General features: G+C 52.2%; 18 protein-coding genes. 7 read left to right on the forward strand and 11 right to left on the reverse strand.

Going from position 1 to position 18,925, the window contains the following annotated elements; all coding sequences use genetic code 11:
• Positions 1-59: 59 nt before the first annotated feature.
• Positions 60-842: an enoyl-CoA hydratase gene (locus tag RKA07_RS11455; RefSeq protein WP_200205220.1), complete on the forward strand. Its 783-nt coding sequence runs from the start codon at positions 60-62 to the stop codon at positions 840-842.
• Here the strand turns inward: RKA07_RS11455 and RKA07_RS11460 are convergent.
• From RKA07_RS11460 to RKA07_RS11470, 3 genes are read right to left on the reverse strand one after another with little or no spacing between them, the layout of a single operon-like run.
• Positions 839-1,369, reverse strand: a complete 531-nt coding sequence (locus RKA07_RS11460) for a DUF192 domain-containing protein (RefSeq protein WP_310966374.1) — start codon at positions 1,367-1,369, stop codon at positions 839-841. The genes RKA07_RS11455 and RKA07_RS11460 overlap by 4 nt on opposite strands.
• Entirely contained in the window at positions 1,333-2,094 is a 762-nt protein-coding gene (locus RKA07_RS11465) for an ABC transporter permease (RefSeq protein ID WP_200205221.1), read from the reverse strand. Before RKA07_RS11465 ends, RKA07_RS11460 begins: the two co-directional genes overlap by 37 nt.
• An 11-nt stretch (positions 2,095-2,105) precedes the next feature.
• A complete protein-coding gene (locus RKA07_RS11470) occupies positions 2,106-3,041 on the reverse strand; it encodes an ABC transporter ATP-binding protein (protein ID WP_200205222.1) in 936 nt (311 codons plus the stop codon).
• A gap of 148 nt (positions 3,042-3,189) precedes the next feature.
• Between RKA07_RS11470 and RKA07_RS11475 the strand changes: the two genes are divergently transcribed.
• Both RKA07_RS11475 and RKA07_RS11480 read left to right on the forward strand, forming a co-directional pair.
• The gene (locus RKA07_RS11475; RefSeq protein WP_200371823.1) at positions 3,190-3,663 is read left to right on the forward strand and encodes a hypothetical protein; all 474 of its coding nucleotides are present in this window, start codon (positions 3,190-3,192) and stop codon (positions 3,661-3,663) included.
• Positions 3,664-3,752: 89 nt separating this feature from the next.
• Positions 3,753-4,058: a hypothetical protein gene (locus RKA07_RS11480; protein ID WP_227715024.1), complete on the forward strand. Its 306-nt coding sequence runs from the start codon at positions 3,753-3,755 to the stop codon at positions 4,056-4,058.
• Positions 4,059-4,062: 4 nt separating this feature from the next.
• Here the strand turns inward: RKA07_RS11480 and RKA07_RS11485 are convergent, their stop codons facing one another.
• Positions 4,063-4,635, reverse strand: coding sequence for a hypothetical protein (locus RKA07_RS11485; protein ID WP_200205224.1), 573 nt, complete (start codon positions 4,633-4,635; stop codon positions 4,063-4,065).
• Between the two features lie 183 nt (positions 4,636-4,818).
• On the opposite strand from RKA07_RS11485, the gene cls reads away from it, so the two are divergent.
• A complete protein-coding gene (gene cls / locus RKA07_RS11490) occupies positions 4,819-6,249 on the forward strand; it encodes a cardiolipin synthase (RefSeq protein WP_200205225.1) in 1,431 nt (476 codons plus the stop codon).
• Between the two features lie 33 nt (positions 6,250-6,282).
• Complete coding sequence (locus tag RKA07_RS11495; protein ID WP_200371824.1) at positions 6,283-7,692, forward strand: MipA/OmpV family protein; 1,410 nt, start codon at positions 6,283-6,285, stop codon at positions 7,690-7,692.
• 32 nt (positions 7,693-7,724) lie between these two features.
• Here the strand turns inward: RKA07_RS11495 and RKA07_RS11500 are convergent, their stop codons facing one another.
• From RKA07_RS11500 to RKA07_RS11510, 3 genes are read right to left on the reverse strand one after another with little or no spacing between them, the layout of a single operon-like run.
• Positions 7,725-9,191, reverse strand: coding sequence for a PhnE/PtxC family ABC transporter permease (locus RKA07_RS11500; protein ID WP_200205227.1), 1,467 nt, complete (start codon positions 9,189-9,191; stop codon positions 7,725-7,727).
• A 16-nt stretch (positions 9,192-9,207) separates the two neighbouring features.
• Positions 9,208-9,858, reverse strand: a complete 651-nt coding sequence (locus RKA07_RS11505; RefSeq protein ID WP_200205228.1) for a phosphonate ABC transporter ATP-binding protein — start codon at positions 9,856-9,858, stop codon at positions 9,208-9,210.
• Entirely contained in the window at positions 9,858-10,733 is an 876-nt protein-coding gene (locus RKA07_RS11510; RefSeq protein ID WP_200205229.1) for a putative selenate ABC transporter substrate-binding protein, read from the reverse strand. Before RKA07_RS11510 ends, RKA07_RS11505 begins: the two co-directional genes overlap by 1 nt.
• 195 nt (positions 10,734-10,928) lie before the next feature.
• Between RKA07_RS11510 and senB the strand changes: the two genes are divergently transcribed.
• Positions 10,929-11,915: a selenoneine biosynthesis selenosugar synthase SenB gene (gene senB / locus RKA07_RS11515; RefSeq protein WP_200371825.1), complete on the forward strand. Its 987-nt coding sequence runs from the start codon at positions 10,929-10,931 to the stop codon at positions 11,913-11,915.
• A gap of 2 nt (positions 11,916-11,917) precedes the next feature.
• Here senB and selD read toward each other — a convergent pair whose 3' ends face one another.
• The 4 genes from selD to RKA07_RS11535 all read right to left on the reverse strand — a co-directional run bounded on the left by selD (position 11,918) and on the right by RKA07_RS11535 (position 16,920).
• Entirely contained in the window at positions 11,918-14,194 is a 2,277-nt protein-coding gene (selD, locus tag RKA07_RS11520; protein WP_200371826.1) for a selenide, water dikinase SelD, read from the reverse strand.
• Positions 14,194-14,847 carry a helix-hairpin-helix domain-containing protein gene (locus RKA07_RS11525; RefSeq protein WP_200371827.1) on the reverse strand — a complete coding sequence of 218 codons (654 nt, stop codon included), beginning with the start codon at positions 14,845-14,847 and terminating at the stop codon, positions 14,194-14,196. The genes selD and RKA07_RS11525 overlap by 1 nt, the downstream gene beginning before the upstream one ends.
• 37 nt (positions 14,848-14,884) lie before the next feature.
• Positions 14,885-15,283, reverse strand: coding sequence for a hypothetical protein (locus RKA07_RS11530; RefSeq protein ID WP_200371828.1), 399 nt, complete (start codon positions 15,281-15,283; stop codon positions 14,885-14,887).
• Between the two features lie 116 nt (positions 15,284-15,399).
• A complete protein-coding gene (locus RKA07_RS11535; RefSeq protein ID WP_200205234.1) occupies positions 15,400-16,920 on the reverse strand; it encodes a bifunctional GNAT family N-acetyltransferase/carbon-nitrogen hydrolase family protein in 1,521 nt (506 codons plus the stop codon).
• Positions 16,921-17,034: 114 nt separating this feature from the next.
• On the opposite strand from RKA07_RS11535, the gene RKA07_RS11540 reads away from it, so the two are divergent.
• Positions 17,035-18,921, forward strand: a complete 1,887-nt coding sequence (locus RKA07_RS11540) for a methyl-accepting chemotaxis protein (RefSeq protein WP_200371829.1) — start codon at positions 17,035-17,037, stop codon at positions 18,919-18,921.
• Positions 18,922-18,925: the final 4 nt, after the last annotated feature.

Genomic DNA, 18,925 nt, shown 5'->3' on the forward strand with positions numbered 1-18,925 from the left:
AACGCATCCTGCCTGATACTGACTGTTTTCTGATTTACGGTGAACGGAGGTAACCCGCCATGACAAATCTGCTGAAAAGGCATACCGATGAGATGGGCATTACAACCCTTACCCTGAGCCAGCCTGAACGGCGCAATAGTCTTTCTCTGGGCATGCTGGATGCTCTGGGTGAAGCTCTCGAAGACATCGCCGCAGACAGCGCTACACGGGTTGTGGTGATTGCGGCTGAGGGTAAGGTGTTTTGTGCTGGCCATGATTTGAAAGAAATTCGCGACCAGCTGGATAGCCACGAGTTTCAGTTGGCGTTGTTTAAGCGTTGTAGTGAGGTAATGCAGCAGGTGGTTAACCTGCCAAAGCCCGTTATTGCCCGGGTGGCGGGTGTGGCGACGGCAGCTGGGTGTCAGCTGGTGGCGAGTTGTGATTTGGCGGTTGCAGAAACCTCAGCTCGCTTTGCCACGCCGGGGGTGAATATCGGGCTGTTCTGTTCAACACCTATGGTCGCACTCTCTCGAGACGTATCACGAAAGCACGCCATGGAAATGCTTCTTACGGGGGAGATGATCGACGCCGCTCGTGCAGAGCAGCTAGGGTTGGTAAACCGTGTGGTCGATGAATCCTTGCTGGATGAGACGGTGTACGCCATGGCTCGCACCATTGCTGAGAAATCCGGGCACACGCTGAAAATAGGTAAGGGCGCTTTCTATAAACAGCTGGAAATGCCCCTGGCCGATGCATACGACTACACGGCCAGGGTGATGGCAGAAAACCTGCTTGCGGATGATGCCCGGGAAGGCATCTGTGCGTTTCTGGATAAGCGTAAACCGGAGTGGCAAGACCGCTAGCGATTACTGCAGTTCTGTTCGCCAAGCTTGAGTCGATCTCCGACCCCAATATCATTAGCTTCAAAGAAGCCTGCGTTCATTTCCACGGCGGAGATGAACGCAACCTCCGCAGGATAGCTGGGGCAGCGCGCGCCACTGGATGAGTCGCAAGGTTCCATCTGTTTGATGTTGCCAATCACGCCTTGGTTATTCAGGTAGGCGATATCGAGTGGGATGAGAGTTTGGAACATCCAGAAGCCATGATCCGGGCTCTGCTGCTCCTGATACTCAAACAGCATCCCGGAACTGGTTGCCATAGACTTTCTGCCCATCAAACCTTTCTGGCGATCCCTTGGCGCACGCGCCAGTTCCAGGCTGACGCTAACGGCGTTGGAGGCTGTTACGAAGCACCCTTCAATAACTGGCAGGCCGACTGATGGCTCGACAGCAGCCGAACCAGAGCAACCAGCCAAGGTGGCCACAAAGCAGAGCAGGGTGTAGCGGTATCGCATCAGGTGCGCAGCCGGTAACCGGTTCTGAAAATCCACCAGATACCTGCCATGCATGCGAAGAGAAAGAGCAATGTCATCCCCACGCTAATTCCTATGTGCACATCAGACACCCCATAGAAGGCCCACCGGAACCCGCTAATCAGGTACACCACCGGGTTGAACAAGCTGATGGTTTGCCAGATTTCCGGAAGCATATCGATGGAGTAGAAGGTGCCCCCAAGAAAGGTAAGCGGGGTTACGATCATCATGGGAACGATCTGCAGCTTTTCGAAACCGTCGGCCCATATTCCGATGATAAACCCGAACAAGCTGAAGGTTACGGCGGTCAGTATCAGGAACGACAACATCCAGAATGGGTGCAGTATGCTGTAGTCCACAAACAGCCTGGCGGTGGCGAGTATGATCAGGCCCAGTATCACCGACTTGGTTGCCGCTGCGCCCACGTAGCCCAACACCACTTCAACGTAAGACACAGGGGCAGAAAGCACTTCATAGATTGTGCCGGAGAACTTCGGCATATAAATGCCGAACGAGGCATTGGAGATGCTTTGCATCAGAAGCGAGAGCATGACCAAACCGGGGATGATGTAGGCGCCGTATGCAATGTTATCAATATCGCCCATCCGGGAACCAATCGCTGAGCCGAATACCACAAAATACAGACAGGTGGAGATGACTGGCGAGAGCACACTTTGCATAAGAGTGCGCCGCATGCGGGACATTTCAAAGTTGTAGATGGCTTTAACACCGTAAAAATTCATGCTTTCTCCTGTTAGCCTTTGGTGGCTTGTTCGTGCACCAGGCCGACAAATATGTCTTCCAGGGAGCTTTCCCGAGTGCGCAGGTCGCGGTAATCAACGCCTATATCTCCAAGGGTTCGCAGTAATCGCGCAACGCCTGCCTGCTCCTGCTGGGAGTCAAAGGTATATATCAGTTCGTAGCCATCTTCGGACAGCTCAACTGGCTCGGTTAGCAATTCACTCGGTACCTCGTCCAGCTTGTTTTGCAGTTGCAGGCGCAGTTCTTTCTTACCGAGTTTGCTCATCAGTTGGCTCTTTTCCTCCACCAGAATGATTTCGCCCTGGCGAATCACACCAATGCGATCTGCCATTTCTTCGGCTTCTTCTATGTAGTGGGTGGTGAGAATAATGGTGACTCCGTCTTCCCGGAGTTTCCGAACCATTTCCCACATGTCGCGGCGAAGCTCTACGTCCACACCGGCTGTCGGCTCATCAAGGAACAGTATGCGTGGCTCATGGGACAAAGCTTTGGCAATCATCAGCCGGCGCTTCATGCCACCGGAGAGGGTCATGATACGGTTGTTCCGCTTATCCCACAGGGACAAATCCCTAAGCACTTTTTCAATGTGAGCGGGCTTGGGCGCTTTACCGAACAAACCTCGGCTGAACGATACTGCATTCCACACAGTTTCAAACGAATCGGTGTTGAGCTCTTGGGGTACGAGGCCAATGGTTGATCGAGCCTTGCGGTAATCCCTGATTATGTCATAACCACCAGCACGGACTTCACCGGATGTCATGTTGGCGATACCGCAAATGATGCTGATCATGGTGGTTTTGCCGGCGCCGTTCGGGCCAAGCAAAGCAAATATTTCACCCCGATTGATTTCCAGATTGATATTTTTCAGGGCCTGGAAACCGCCCTCATAAATCTTGTTGAGGTTTTTAACGGAAATATCCGGCTGCACGGGCGTATTCCTGTTTTTGAAAGTGGGTCAGATATGCGAGCGCGGCATTTTCTCATGTATGGCGCTGGTTTAGAAATCTTTGCCTTGACGCAGATAGTGTCCATAATGCTTTGTGGTTTTCAACAGGGGGTTTAAGCCCGGTATCGATATGTTACGAACGATTTTGATCTTGGGTTTTGTTTTGGGCCTGGCGACCGTAGCTGTATTTGGCGTTCGCTGGTTACAAACCCCAAACAATGGGCCTGCAGACGCTGCGTTACCTGTATGCGACTTGTTGGGCTCTCCCTGTGAATGGGAAACAGGGGCCGGTCTTTGGAGTGTTAGCCTTCAGATTATCGGCGACGAAGGGCAGGGCACGGAATACCGGCTAGTTGTTTCTTCACCGGTGGCGCCTGAGCGCTTCATTGCGGTTCTGAGGGGGGAGTCTATGTACATGGGAGAGTACCCAGTGCCGCTAAGTGGGGGGGGTAATGGTCAATATTCGGCACGGTTTGTTGCGCCTTTGTGCACCGCTGACACTGAGATGGTTTGGCGTGTGGATCTGCAGAGTGGCCAGCAACCTCTTTCGGAATCCGTGCCCTTGAAACTGGTATTTCAGAGTGAGGATCATTTAACGCGATAGTCTGGCCCTTATTCACCCCATACCTTGGCTGACAAAAGCTCAGGAAAGTGTAAAATCATGCAAGAATTCGCGCTAACTTCAGAGAAAATATGATGGATTATGGGGAAAGTGTACAAAAGGTACTTCTGAGGAAGATTCGCAAGGCCGAACAGGATCTGATGCAGCTGAAGCTGGATTATTGCCGTTTTGTTTTTGGCCTTACTCATCGGGCCAGAGTGGTATCGGGTGATACAACTTACCTGGTTCTTTCAGTCGATGTGGAGTCTATGGCATCTACAGATGAAGGCGCATTTACTCGCCCGTCTGTCGCAGGTGTACCTGCAGACACGCCGAGCCAGGCAGAATCGGTGCCTCTGGGCACAGACTGGGTATTGGAGCAGCAGCACAAGGGTTAAGAGATCAGATCAGTGCGTTAGCGGTAATAGCTGAATAAAGGCTGTTTTCAGGCTGAACGTACTGGTGAGCCTGCCAGAATTCCGCGCCTTCAAGCCCGGCGCGGAAACAGGCCAGCAGTACGCCGCAAGAAGTCAGTGTAGCTATCGCCTGCACGGCTTCTGACTGCCGAATACCGGTTTTACGGGCGGCAATCTGGGCCACCAACCCTGCTAATGAATCACTGTGCCGTTCTGATTGGTCGCACAGGGCGCAACCGGCGCCGTATAACCAGGCTGCCGCATAAGCACGAACCGCTTCCGGCGCGTTGCTGAGTTGCAGGCCACTTATTCGACAGTCCCTTTCCTGAAGACCTGCAAGAATGTGCAGCTGGGTAAACAACTCTGTACGATCTGTGGTAGCCAGGCGCTTCTGTTTTTGAACAGATGGCTTTTCCTTGGGTGTTACAGGCAGGAGTCGGTTGTCAGCTGCAGTCGCCAGTAGAGGTTCAGAGCGAGTCAGAGTTAACATTCGCCACACCAGGGCCACAACCAAAACAAGCAGGCCGACCTGAGTCAGTACAACAAGTCCTTCGATCATGAGCGGTGCTACCTTGAATGAACTATTTCAGAACGTTTCAACAGTGTAACGGATTGTATCCTTTAGTCGTCGCGAACTCTTGGTCATAAACGGCCTTTAAATCGACTAACCTGCAGAAATTGTGACAAGGTTCCCAGTGGCTAATGAAAGAGAGAAGGCCCCAATACTCCCAAAGGCAGCCTGATGACAATTATTCTGGTACTCCACACTCTGTTGGTTCTTACTTTTACCATCCGGATTTTGTTACGGGATGATCTATCGCCGCCCGGGCGGCTCGCGTGGTTTGTGGTTCTTAATTTATTGCCTTATTTCGGCAGTGCTATTTATTTCCTGTTCGGCGAAACAGATATCGGCAACCGCGCAAGCAAACGACACAAAGAGGTCTTCCGCGAAATAAGAGCGAAAGCGTCCTGGTTTATGGGTGACGCCACCAATACTGAAACACTGATTGATCCCGTATACCGCCCCGCGTTTCGCTATGCGGGTTCGATAAATGGCTTCCATCCTTCAACAGGCAATACTGCCGAGTTGATGAGAGATGGCGATGAGACTCTTTCCAGAATGGTGGCCGATATCGACGCCGCTACCGATCATGTTCACGTGCTTTACTATATCTGGCTTGACGACAACACCGGTCACGCCATTGCTGAAGCCTTGATTCGAGCCGCACAAAGAGGTGTGGTCTGCCGTGCCATGGCGGATGGGCTGGGTTCCCGTGCAATCATAAACTCGCCGCTCTGGCAGCGTATGAAAGAGGCGGGCGTTCGTATGGCGGTTGCTCTATCCCTGAAGCATCCCATTCGCACCATTCTGACCAGCAGATTGGATCTTCGAAACCACCGCAAGATTACAGTGATTGATGCCCGCATTACTTATTGCGGCAGCCGGAACTCCGCAGACCCTGAGTTTCTGATTAAAGCCAAGTACGCGCCCTGGGTAGATATCATGCTCCGGTTTACCGGGCCGGTGGTGGTTCAAAATCAATTACTGTTTGCCAGTGACTGGATGCAGGCTACCAACGAGTCTTTGGATGGTATCCCTTTATCGTCTGGGCGGGGCAAAGAAGGATTTCCTGCACAGGTTATGGGCGTTGGCCCAACTGAGCGTCATGGTGCTACACCCCATCTTTTTGCCAACCTGTTTGCATGCGCCCAAAGCGAACTGACACTCTCTACACCTTACTTTGTTCCCGATGCTACGGTTCTTGAAGCCCTTTGCGCGGCTGCCTACAGGGGTGTGAAAGTAGCGCTGATCTTCCCTAAAATTAACGACAGCTTGATTGTGGCCGCTGCAAGTCGCAGCTATTATCACCGGCTGCTCGATGCCGGCTGTGTTATTCATGAGTTTAAAGGGGGATTGCTGCATGCAAAAACCCTCACCATTGACGGCAAAATCAGCCTGATCGGATCGTCGAATCTCGATTTAAGAAGCTTCGACCTGAACTATGAAAACAACATCCTTCTGCAGGATGAAGCCACAACGCAGGCCATCACCGAACGCCAACAGAGCTATATCAGTCAATCTGAGGTGGTCACTTTGCCTGAGGTTCTTGCCTGGCATTATCACGAAAGGATTTGGCACAACGTTATCGCAACCATTGGCCCTGTTCTATAACCAACGGCACCTGCGACACACGGGAAATACAAGATGCAACGTGGATTTACCAGGCTTAGTGTTTGTCTGAGCCTCTCTTTGATCATGGGTGATGCTTATGCCAGCCTGCCCGACACCAGAACCTCTGTTATCGAAGTGCCGGCTGGCACCGTTGGCCTTGGGGCAGCCCTGCGCAGGGGAACCAGCCCTTACACTGGTGTGGATAACATTTCTGGCATGGACAAAGACAGTAAGGCAGACCTTATCCCACTCTATCTTTATGAAGGTAAATGGTTATTCGCCCATGGCACCTCTGCAGGAGCGCATCTTTTCAAATCAGACTGGTTGAGTGTAAATATGCTCGCCAAATATCGATTCAATCAGCTCGAATCAGATGCCACCTCTTATTTTAACGGTATCAACGATAGGGATCAGACCGTAGATATGGGCTTTTCAGCCACGGTTTCCGGCGACTGGGGTTCACTTTCAACAACCTGGGCAAACGACATACTTGGTGTTCACAATGGCTATGAGTGGGATTTCACTTACGCTTATGGCATGGAGATCGGGCGCTGGTCTTTCACCCCATTTTTCAGCTACGTATACCAGGACAGCGATCTTACAGACTATTATTACGGCGTTGATGCCGAAGAGGCCAGGGCCGACAGACCTGTTTATAAGCCAGATTCTGCAGCGTTCTGGCGTGCCGGTGTTAACACTTCGTACCGGGCAACATCCCGCTTGCTGTTATTTACAAACGTTGCCTCTCAACATGTAGATAGTGAAATCTATAACAGCCCCCTGGTGGACGAGTCCCAGCTTGTTTCCGCCTCTTTCGGCTTTGCCTACCTGTTCGGAAATGCACTGGATGACTCAACCAAGCAGTCTGGCTCAGAGCGCGCTGGAGAGTGGTCGTGGCGGCTAAATGCCGGCTACCAGGCAGAGGGCCCTTTTACGCGAACAATGACAGGCAGGCTCAAGCGCAGCGAGGATGTTCACGCGTATATGGCCGGCTTAACTCTCGGAAAGCTGATTTCAGATGGCAAATACGTCGACTACTGGGGCAGGTTGTCCCTTAACCGGCGTTTTGAAAACGGATACCAGGATGACTTTGGTGAATACAATGCTTACGTGATGGCCATGACCCCGGCTAACCCGCCATGGTCATCTAAGGAGTGGTTTCGTTTAGGTATTGGCTTTGGCTTTTCTTACGCCGCAAAAGTTCCGTATGTAGAGCAGGTCAAACAAGCGGAGCGGGAGCGAAACACCTCTCACTTTCTCAACTACCTTGAAGGGCAAATTGATGTGCCACTGCGCCTGATGACTGAAAACAAAGCCGTTAGGAACTGTTACGTGGGCATTTCCTTGCTACACCGCTCGGGTATCTTTGCTAAATCTGACATTCTGGGCAGTGTCTCTGGCGGTTCCGACATGGTGTCTGGCCACATAGAGTGTAAGCGGTAAACGGGTAGGCCCTGAGTATTCAGCACCGAGACTTAGCAGGTTGGCATGGTTTTGAGGGCCAGCTTGCGACGAATATAGCGCCCAAGCGTATCAACACCTATGTTCAGCAGGGCTGTGATCAGGATTAGCACCATGGCACGGTCAAACCGGATATTCTGTATGGCGCTGTCTACATAGAACCCAAGGGTGTAGATGCCGAGAATCCCCAGAATGGCTGTCTCCCGCATGATAATTTCCCAGCGATAAAACAAAAATGCCAGAAATGAGCGATAAACGCGGGGTACCAACTCCCACCCATATCGGTTAATTCCGTTTGGCGCGTCGGGGCGAAGTTTGATTGTGTTGGTTTGTCGGCCTATCAGGTGCCCTATGATACCGCCGTTGTGCAAGGCCAGGGCTACCACTGCGGGCAACATCGACGGCCCCCAGAGTTGGAGGAGAATATAAGCCAGAATGTATTCCGGCGTAGAGCGCGCTATTACCAATGCAACATGGCCAGCATTGCGCCTTATGGGCCCGCCAAAGTGGTTGGAAATTAACGGGAATGCCAGCAGCGATATAATCCCTGTGGCCACCAGCGCAATCTGGGTAAGCACAATGGTGTTCCAGATGCCCGGCATAGCCTCGTTAATCATCAGGTCGTTCAGCCAGGGCGCAAGGCCAGCAAGACCCTCTCCATTACGCAATGGCGCGGGAACTATGTCTTCAGTAAAAAAGCGTTGCACGTTACCCCACACAATGGGCAAGCCTTCGCCAAGAAAGAAGGGAGCGCCGAGAATATACACGGGCAGCAGCTTTGGACGCACCCAAAGGGGCATTGTGGCAATCAACACGTAAAACAGGATCAGCATGGCGCCGGCGTCTGAATACAGCCCTTGGGAGAACGATGCCTCCAGGTAAAAGCCGAGTGTTGGCAAACCAACAAAGCCCAGGATGGCGCTGGAGCGCAAGCCGCACTCAAGGCGGTACGCGGTATAGGTCCGCATTTTCACCCAGCAGTCTGGAATGCGGGTGTAGAGAAATGCCGAGATGATTCCTGTGCCTGGTGGCAACGCCCGACCGGGCTCCGGATCGGCTTCTTCGAGAATTTCCGAGTACACCTTGGCAAAAATGCCCGCGTAAGGGATGGCAATTGCCAGTACCCCGGTTAGGGGATGAAAGCCAAAGAATTGAAGGAAAATCAGCGCCCAGAACAGCTCGTGTATTGCGCGAACAAATGCACAAAACATGCGCACGGGCAGGGATCGGTAAGCCAGAGCGAGAAGGAATCCCGCTACTCCCCCAAGCGCAACGCCTACGAACGCGAACGCAACCGTTCTAAGCAGGGCGGTCATCAGGCCTTCACTGCTGAAAAAGTTGGGCGTTACGATTCCAAGGAAGAAATTGCCCAGATCTCGCCAGGGATTGGATGCTGTGATGGCAATATCGGCAAACAGAAGCCCGACCAAGGCAATGGCAAGGAAAATAAAACTGGTACGAACCGTTGGGGAAGAGAACATGGAACGGCCGAGTTACCTAGTAAAGAGACATGATGTCTGAAGCCACAAGGTTCGCGCTTGGTTCATCGAGGGCGATTTGGCCATCCTGAATGCCCACTATTCTGGTGCAGTAATCCAGCGCCAGATCAACGTCGTGCAGCGCAATAATACTGGTAGAAAACCGATCCCGAAGTAGCGTCATTACCGTATTTGCCATGGGCCCATCGAGCGCTGAAACAGGCTCATCAGCTAGCAGAATGGATGCCTTGCGGTATAAAGCGCGGGCAATCGCAACACGTTGTCTTTGCCCGCCTGACAGTGACGCCGTGGGTGTCCAGAACTTTTCCGTCATTCCAAGTGACTGAAGAAGGGTGGTCACCTCAGCGCGGTCCTTGGCAAAGGGGCGTGCCAGTGTAATCGTGTTATACCAGGTTGAGTGCTTGTCCAGTTGCCCCATGTATACGTTATGGAATACTGACAAAGCACTCACCAAACCCAGCTCTTGGGGGATAAGCGACGACTCCCGATTGACACGTTCGTGCATCAAACGGATGAGTGTGGATTTACCAGCGCCGCTTTTACCCACGAGCGCGATTTTTTCGCCCGGGTTAACCTGCAGCGAAAGCGGGCCTATAACCCGCTTGCCGCTGAATGAAGCCGTAAGGCCAGAGAAAGCGAAGCCTGACATCAATCGAGGATTCCAATCTCTTCAGCTGTTTTACGAATCGGCTCATAGTCGTCGTTAGAGGCGGGAATAAAACCTGAGCGTGGGAAGCTTTCCAGCAGTTCAGGGTTATCGAGGTTCAACAGTGCTTCAGTAACGCGCTGCTTGAAGCCTTCGCCAAAACGCTCATCTACATCACCGCGAATAGTCCACTGGTAATCCGGGTAGGCGGGGGTTTTCCATATAACCTGAACGGCATCCGTATCAATGTTCCCGTCACTCAACTCTTTCTCCCAAACCTGGAAGTTGAGCGCTCCAATATCGTAGGTTCCGGCTTCAACCAAACGCAGAGTGCGTGTGTGATTACCGCTGAAGCCAACGCGCGAGAAGAAATCCTCAGGCTTGGTACCAAAGGTGTCGCGCACATAGAACTCTGGCATCAGGCGACCAGACGTTGAGCCTTTGGATCCGAAGGTGAAGGTTTTGCCCTTCATTGGAGCTTCCAGATCGCTGAGTTTCTCAGTCGGCTTAATTGCAGTGGTGGTATTGGCAATAAAATAGGTTTCGAAAGCTTCGTCTTCAACACCTTGAGCGATTGCCTCAGAACCTGGAACCAACCTGCGGGCCTGCACGCCGGAAAGGCCACCAAACCAGGCGAGCTGAACCTGGTTGTTACGGAATGCAGAAACCGCTGCAGCATAGGATTTCACTGGAATGTAACGTACATCAACATCCAGTTGCTCGGAGAGGTAATCTGCCACTCCACGAAAACGCTCTACCAGTTTGGTTTCGTCCTCATCAGGGATCGCTGTAAATACAAATGTTTCCGCCGATGCGGTTACGGCGGTGACGCAGAACAAGCTGGATACCACTAACTTCCGTATAAGATTCAAAGCCATTTGAAATCCTTGATCGGTTATGTGACTGATATAGTACAGGTGAAGGATACTCTGATTGCCGCAAAGCCTGAACAGCTATACGGTTTAAGGGTTTAATCAGGTCATATATCCGGGCACTATTCTCCGGAAATAGCTTGTAAGTCTACCAAAGTTTCACCCGGGCTCTGAAAGGGGGCCCTTATACCAAAGATGCTTATGGATATTATCATCATTACGCCTGCCGCTCCTGGCTCCAAAGCTGGAAACAGGGCAACCGCTGAGCGCTGGCAGGCGTTGCTGGAACAATCAGGGCATCAAGTGTCCGTTATCACGGAATACAAGGGTGAAGCCTGTGATTTATTTCTCGCGCTGCATGCCTGGCGAAGCCACGATGCCATTCGTTTGTTTCGTGAATCCTGGCCGGGTAAACCTTTGGTCGTCGCTCTCACGGGAACAGACATCTATCGGCACCAGTATAAATACCCTGAGCAAACTCTTTATTCCATGCAGGTGGCTGACGCGCTGATTGGATTGCATGCTCAAGTGGGGGACGATATTCCCGAAAGATTCCGGGACAAACTGGTCACGCTTTTCCAGTCAGCTGACAAGCCACCTGAGGCGCCGGGAGCGGCTGCTTCTGCGACGTCAGACTTCAATGTGTGTGTTATCGGCCACCTCAGGTCTGAAAAGGACTCACTGCGAGCAGCCAAGGCGGCAAGGTTGATGCCCACAGCTTCCCGAATTCGTGTGATGTGTGCAGGCAAGGCACACGACGCTCACTGGGAAGGCCTTGCGACCCGGGAAGCCGATGAGAACCCACGATTCCACTGGCTTGGTGAGCTTGAGAAAGCCGATGTTTTGCAGCTGATGGCCACTAGCCAGTTGTTGGTAATGAGCTCCCTCATGGAGGGTGGCGCTAATGTGGTCTCAGAGGCCTGCCGTGCCGGCTTACCGGTAGTAGCCTCCGATATTTCCGGTAATATCGGGTTGCTTGGTAAGGATTATGGCGGGTACTACCCGGTAGGCAATACGTCCGCGCTGGCTGCTGTGCTCACGCGGGCTGAGACGGATTCAGCATTTTTGGTTCAGTTACGAGAGCAGGTGAGCCAGCTGGCTGGCAAGTTCACACCAGAAAAAGAGCAGGAATCCCTGGAGCAGGCGCTTTTACTTGCCGTGCAGCGCTGTTCCAGGAATCAACCCTGAGTTCATTCCTTTAAGGTAATTGGCTCGATTGGTCCACTTTCATCTTGTGGAGTAACCCGACCGATAATGGCTGTGTGCGGATAGCCCAGGGCTTTCAGCTCTCGAACACACTCTTCTGCCTTATCAGCCGCAATACTCGCCAACAAGCCGCCCGCAGTCTGCGGATCAAAAATCAGCGGATAGCGTGGGTGATTCACCCATTTTTCCTGATCCCGAATACCACGACGCAAGCGTATGTTGGCCGGTTGAAGAGAGCTGAGAATGCCTGCTGCAGCTGTTTCTTCCGCTCCGGGCAGGATGGGTATCGCAGATAGGTCCAGCTCTGCATCCACACCCGATGGCCGTGTCATTTCAACCAAGTGACCCAACAATCCGAAACCGGTCACATCGGTACAGGCTTTTGAACCTGAACGACGCAGGCAGTCTGCCGCCGCCTTGTTGGACTGCACCATGGAGGCGAGGGCCGAATCTATCCATCGTCCTTTGGCCGCCAAGCGGGCGTGAGCGGCGAATAGCGTTCCAGTGCCAATCGGCTTGGTGAGAATGAGTACATCACCAGCTCGCAAGCCGCCTTTACTCATCACTTCATCGGGATCTATCAAGCCATTAACTGCAAAGCCCAGAGCAAGCTCCTGGCCTTCACCAGTATGACCCCCCACCAAAGCACAACCGGCTTCATTCAACACATCTACAGCGCCAGACATCATCTGGAAAACAACGTCCTCCACTTTGGATTCAATACCGTAAGGCACCGTAGCCACAGCGGTGGCACTCTGGGCTTCTGCGCCCATAGCAAATACATCGCCCAAGGCATGGTTGGCTGCAACGCGGCCAAATGTGTAAGGGTCGTCAATAAATGCTCTGAAAAAGTCGACGGTATGCACCACCGCTTTTCCTGGCGGGACTCTCAGCACGGCTGCGTCATCGGGCGCATGCAGGCCGATAATAATATCGTCCCGATCAATGGGCCGAAGCTCACCCAGTGCACGGGAAAGCACCGTACTGCCAACTTTGGCACCGCACCCACCGCAGCGCATAGCAACTGCAGAGATGGCCTGGGATGCCTCCTCAGGATTCTGGGCTGCTGCTGTATCGGGCAGGGCGCCAGATTCTTCCATGGCAGGAAGATCGGTGAATTTTTCCATGAATCGGCGGTCGATCCAGTCTTTCCAGCGCCACACCAGGGCACCATCGAACTGCATATCACCACGGGAAGCTACCGCATACTTGTCACCGGTGCTGATCAACGCCAACCATTTTTTCTGGGGATGGAAATCTTTGGGGGCCTTGCCCAATGCCATGCGTTTAAGGTTGTCCGCCAGAGGGGGGCCTTGACGCACAGCAAACACCCCCGCTTTCTCGCGGGGATGGTTAACCACGTTAGCGATATCGCCGGCGGCAAAAATGCTGTCGTCGTTCTCAACCTGCAAGGTGTCTCGCACTCGCAGGAACAGGCCGTCGTCCAGCGCCAGGCCGGTTTCTTGAAGCCAGGCTGGTCCGCCTGCTCTGGTTACCCAAAGAACTTCATCGGCCTGCTGGGTTTCGCCAGAGGCAGTGCGCAACAACCTGTCGCTGACCTTTTCTACCGGGGACCCAAGGTGGAGTTTTACGCCACGATCAGAGAGTGTCTTTCGGAAAATCTCACGAACTTTGGCGTTATGGGTTGGAAGAATTTCCTTGGCTGCATCAAATAGATGAAAGTGCAGCTGATCAGAATCCCGTCCACGTTTTTCCAGTTCGTTCTTGAGCCGGTATTGCATGGCGAGAGTGAGTTCTACGCCTCCTGCACCTGCGCCTACAACACCAACGGTTAAGGGCCCTTGGTGATTCTCGATACGGGAGAGCAAGGCAAGCCATCGATTATTAAATCCGGTGATTGGTTTTACAGGCACTGCAAATTCAGAAGCGCCTTCAACCTCATTCACTCTGGGAGAAGAGCCTATATTGATCGAGAGTATGTCGTAAGGCACATCCGGACGGCCTTTGCAGATCACACGCTTGCGATTGCGATCTATGCCTATGGCTTCGGAGCGATAAAAACGTGCGCCAGCAAATTCTGCCAACCGGCTCAGGTCGATGTGCACATCATCGTAGCTGTAATGCCCAGCCACATAACCTGGCAGCATTCCGGAGTAGGGGGTGTGAGTATCACGGCAAATAAGGGTCAAGCGCACGCCGGGAACGGGTTTCATTGCAAACCGTTTGAGTACCCCGACGTGGCTGTGCCCGCCGCCAATCAGAACTATGTCCCGTAATACAGGCTGGTCAGGCGTTCGCATCAGTTAATTTTCTTGGCTTCGGCCGCCAGTTGGTCGAACCCCTTGATGCTGGAGAAAGCCTTCAGCTTATCCGTATCATCTGCCGATGGATTGGCAATCTGGTCGATGGAGGTTATGCCAGCCTCTTTCATCTTTTTGGCCGTTGCAGGCCCAATACCTTTAACCAAGGTAAGATCGCTTCTGTCAGCGGCTTTCGCTACTTTCGCTGCAGGAGCTTTTTTTACTGCGGGCTTTTTGGCTGCGGCTTTTTTAGGTGCTGCTTTTTTGGCAGCAGGCGCTTTGGCTTTGCTTTCTTTCTTGGGTGCGGTGCTTTTCGCAGGGGCTTTCTTAAGCTGTTTTTTGCTTTCTTTTTCAGCCTTGCGAATGTCTTCTTTCGAGGCAACGCCCAAACGCTCGAGAATGCTGGACTGCAGTTCGTGGAACTCTTCCAGCCGGCGTTCAAACTCATCAGTGAAACGCTTCATTTCACGCTCACGAAGCTCGTCCACTTCTTTCAGTAGCTTACGCACCGGATCCTGAACCTGGTGTTGCAGGGAATCGAAGTGCTTCATCGCATCGTTGATCAGCGCTTCTATCTGGGCAGATGTCTTCTCAAATTCCTTGTTGACCTTCTTTACGATTTTATCAACGCTCGATTTGGCATTTTTCGCCATGGTATTCACTCCTTGAGGCGGGTAGAACGGATAATAATCAGGCCATATGCCGCATGCTGGACACGGAACCTGAGGAACGTCGTGATTTCAACGACTGCTTTTTGGAAAGCACCTCTCTGATACGGCGTAACTTTTCTTCAAGAGTGGTGTCACCGTCAGACTTTAAATCAGAAAAATCGATTGAGTAGAAAAAGTTGCTGCAGTGTTTTCTGCGTTCGGTAATAAGTCCAGGCACGTTCTCCGCCCGAATTTTATCAAACGGCATATCCATAACCAGATCAAGCGTGACTGTATCGCCGGGGTTGAACATCTTGTCCGTCTTCATAACGCAACCGTAAGAGTCCAATTCAAATAGCGCAGCTTCAACCCGTTCCTTGCGGAACAGGCCGTGCCGGATTGTGAATTGGGCGACCAGATCGGGCAACGCTTCGTTCATGAATACCAAGTCTCTACAGAAGCTGTTTGAATACTGATTAAACAATAGACACTGATAGCAAGATTTGCAACGCCATCAGTGTCATACGATAAACCTTTAATACTGTTCTTCAACACCTATCGGGTGATAATTTCATACATGTCAATTCTGCGGTCTTTAAGGTTGGTAACAGAGCCTTCGTTACGCACCAATGTGAGTTTTTCGAGATCCATGTCCGAGAACATAATCATCTCGGTATTTGGCGTGGTCTCTGCCATCACTGCATCGTGAGGGAAGGCAAAGTCAGAAGGTGAAAACACCGACGATTGCGCGTACTGCACATCAAGGTTTTCCACTTTCGGCAAGTTACCAACACTGCCAGTGATTACCACATAGCACTCGTTTTCGATAGCCCTGGCCTGGGCGCAGTGGCGAACCCTCAAATAGCCGTTCTTGGTATCTGTCCAGAATGGCACGCAGATTATGTCTACTTCTTTCATTGCTGCAATTCGCCCGAGTTCGGGAAACTCGATGTCATAACAGATAAGAATCGCAACACGGCCAGAGTCTGTGTCGAAAACTTCAAACTTGTTGCCACCTTCAACCACCCAATCACGGCGCTCGTGTGGGGTAATGTGGATCTTCCGCTGTTCGTCTACACGACCATCCCGATGGCATAGATAGGACACGTTATAGACCCGGTCGTTCTCCAACAAAGGCATGGAACCGGTGATGATATTGATGTTGTAGCTCACCGCCATCTCTGACATACGATCCCGGAACTGCTGCGTGAAACCGGCGAGGAAACGTATGGCTCGGGTTTGATCTACTTGATCGGTCAAACCCATCAGAGGCGCGTTGAAAAACTCCGGGAAGAGTGCAAAGTCACTCTTGTAATCGGAGAGTGCATCCACAAAGTACTCAACCTGCTCCAGCACTTCCTCAACTGAACCAAACTCTCGCATCTGCCACTGAACGGCACCCATACGAACCTGGGTTTTCTTTTCGTTCAACACAGAGGAGGGCGGGGTATAGAGAATGTTCCGCCACTCGAGCAAGGTTGCATACCCCAGAGACTTTTCATCCTCTGGCAGGTATTTGTGCATCAGCCGGGTTACCTGAAAATCGTTGGAAAGCTGGAAGCTCAAAATCGGATCGTAGATGTCTTTGCGGTCAACGCGATCAATGTACTCGGCCGGAGTGTACTGCTCGGAATACTTGTGATAGCCGGGTATACGCCCGCCCGCAAGAATGGCACGCAAGTTGATTGAACGGCATAGTTCCTTGCGAGCTTCGTACAGCCGGCGCCCAAGCCGATACCCGCGATATTCCGGATGGATAAACACATCCAGCCCGTAAAGTGAGTCGCCCTTCGGGTTATGCCGGATCTGCTCATTGCTCAGAATCAGGTCATCATAGGTATGAGGGTTACTGAATCGCTCGTATTTGACGGAAACAGTCAGAGCAACGGCCACAAGCTCGCCATGATCTTCAATACAGATCTGCCCGTCGGGGAATTGCTCAACCAACGCCTTTATGGTGTCTTTGGGCCAAGCCCCACCAATATCGTCGTAGACCCGATCCATGAGTACCTGAAGCTGTTCATAATCATCAAGCTTCAGGTTGCGGAGGTTTAGATGCAGCTCTTCATGGGCCATTCAGTGGGGCTCCTGTACGGCGTGGAAATGAATTTACGAAACAAGTTTATCAGAAGGCATTAAAGAGTTCGCACAGACGGCCGTTAATCAGTGAAACAAAATAGGGAGCGCGCCGTGCATCTTACATTTGGTCAAAAGCTACTCGTCACTTTCAGCATTCTACTCTTGCTGGTTATGGCCGCCTTCACAATTTCCGGCAACCTCCGTTTGCAAAACACGTCGCAAACCTATGTGGATTCATTAATCGAAAACACTGCAGAGCAGAATACGTCAAGCATTGCTGAATGGCTCAACACCCGGCTTATAATGACCGAATCAACGGCTAAAGCTCTCGAGTCAGTGGCAGACGATAAGCAAGCACATACGTTGCTGCAGGCAATTTCAACAGGCGGCAATTTCAAGGATGTGTACGTGGGCCGTGCTGACGGGTACATGTTGATGAAAAGCCAGGCCGATACTGACACTCTACCTGAGGGCTATGATCCGCGCACCCGCCCCTGGTACAAAAGAGCCATGGAGCTTGGCCGCTCATCCTTTACTACTCCATACCTGGATGCTGCAACCGGCGAAATTATTATCTCTACATTTGCCCCGGTGAAGCGTGGGACGCATCAAGGTGTTGTGGGTGCGGATATTACCCTTAACGCCATTGAGCGCATGCTGTCTGTGATCAATCTGGCAGGCACTGGTTATGCTGCGCTGATCAGCAATGACGGCACGGTGCTGTACCACCCAACCCGGCGCCTGATAGGTAAAAATATCAGCTCGCTACTTGGTGGGGCTCCAAAGCTGAAAGAAGGCTTGCACAGCTTTAAGCAGGAAGGTGCTGACTGGAGCGCCAGCTTTCATGCTATCAGCGATGCCCGCGGTGTTGACTGGTATTTGGGTACCTTCGTTAACCAGGACAAAATAAGCGCCCCTGTTCGAAACGCCATGATAACCGGCGTGATAATGGCTGTTGTTGGGCTTCTGGTATCACTTGTTGTACTGCATTTGGGAATTCGTACCCTGATGGCTCCGATTCGCAGGTTGAATGCAGCCATGGCAGACATAGGCTCAAACGATGCAGATCTCACCCAGCGTTTAGACGACAGCGCCCGCGACGAGTTCGGCCAGTTGGCTGCAAGCTTTAACCAGTTTGTCGGTAAAATTCATCAGGTGGTTCGTGAAGTGCAGCAGGGTAGCAGCGAACTGGCTACCAACGTAACGGCGCTCAGAAGCACGGCCAAGACCAGCCGCAGCAGCGTTGAAAATCAACAAACCGAAATCGATATGGTGGCGGCCGCGATTAACCAGATGTCCGCAGCAGCCCATGAAATTGCACAAAACGCCCAGCAAACGGCAGACGCAGCTAACACAGCGGATGACGACAGCAGGGCATCGCTGGAAACCATGTCTGCATCACGAGATGCGGTGCAGCAGCTGTCTCGCGAAGTAAGCACAGCTGCAAAAGTCATCGATTCACTAGGTCGCGATGTTGCCTCTATCACAACGGTGCTGGAAGTTATTCAAGGCATTGCTGAACAGACCAACCTGTTGGCACTGAACGCAGCCATTGAAGCTGCGCGGGCCGGAGACGCTGGTCGCGGTTTTGCCGTGGTTGCAGACGAAGTAAGAAACCTTGCGCGGCGCACCCAAACCAGCACTGAAGAAATAAACGATATGATTGAGCGGCTGCAGACCGGTGCCAATGATGCGGTAGATGTAATGAACGCATCAACAGCGGTATCTAACGTAAGCATGGAAAAAGCGCAGGATGCCATGGATTCCCTGAACCGCATCACTAGCGCCATTACCGCTATCAGCCAGATGACATCTCAGATTGCCACTGCCTCAGAAGAGCAAACCTCGGTTACGGAAGAGCTGAATTCGTCGATTACCCGCATTGCGGATCAAGGCCAGGAAGCCGCTGCCGCTGCCAGTGAGAATGACGTTTACAGTGGACAAATAGAACAGATTGGCCACACCCTTGATGGCAACGTATCCCGTTTCCGGGTTTGATTGG

This window comes from Marinobacter xiaoshiensis, assembly GCF_031631795.1.
GTDB lineage: Bacteria > Pseudomonadota > Gammaproteobacteria > Pseudomonadales > Oleiphilaceae > Marinobacter > Marinobacter xiaoshiensis.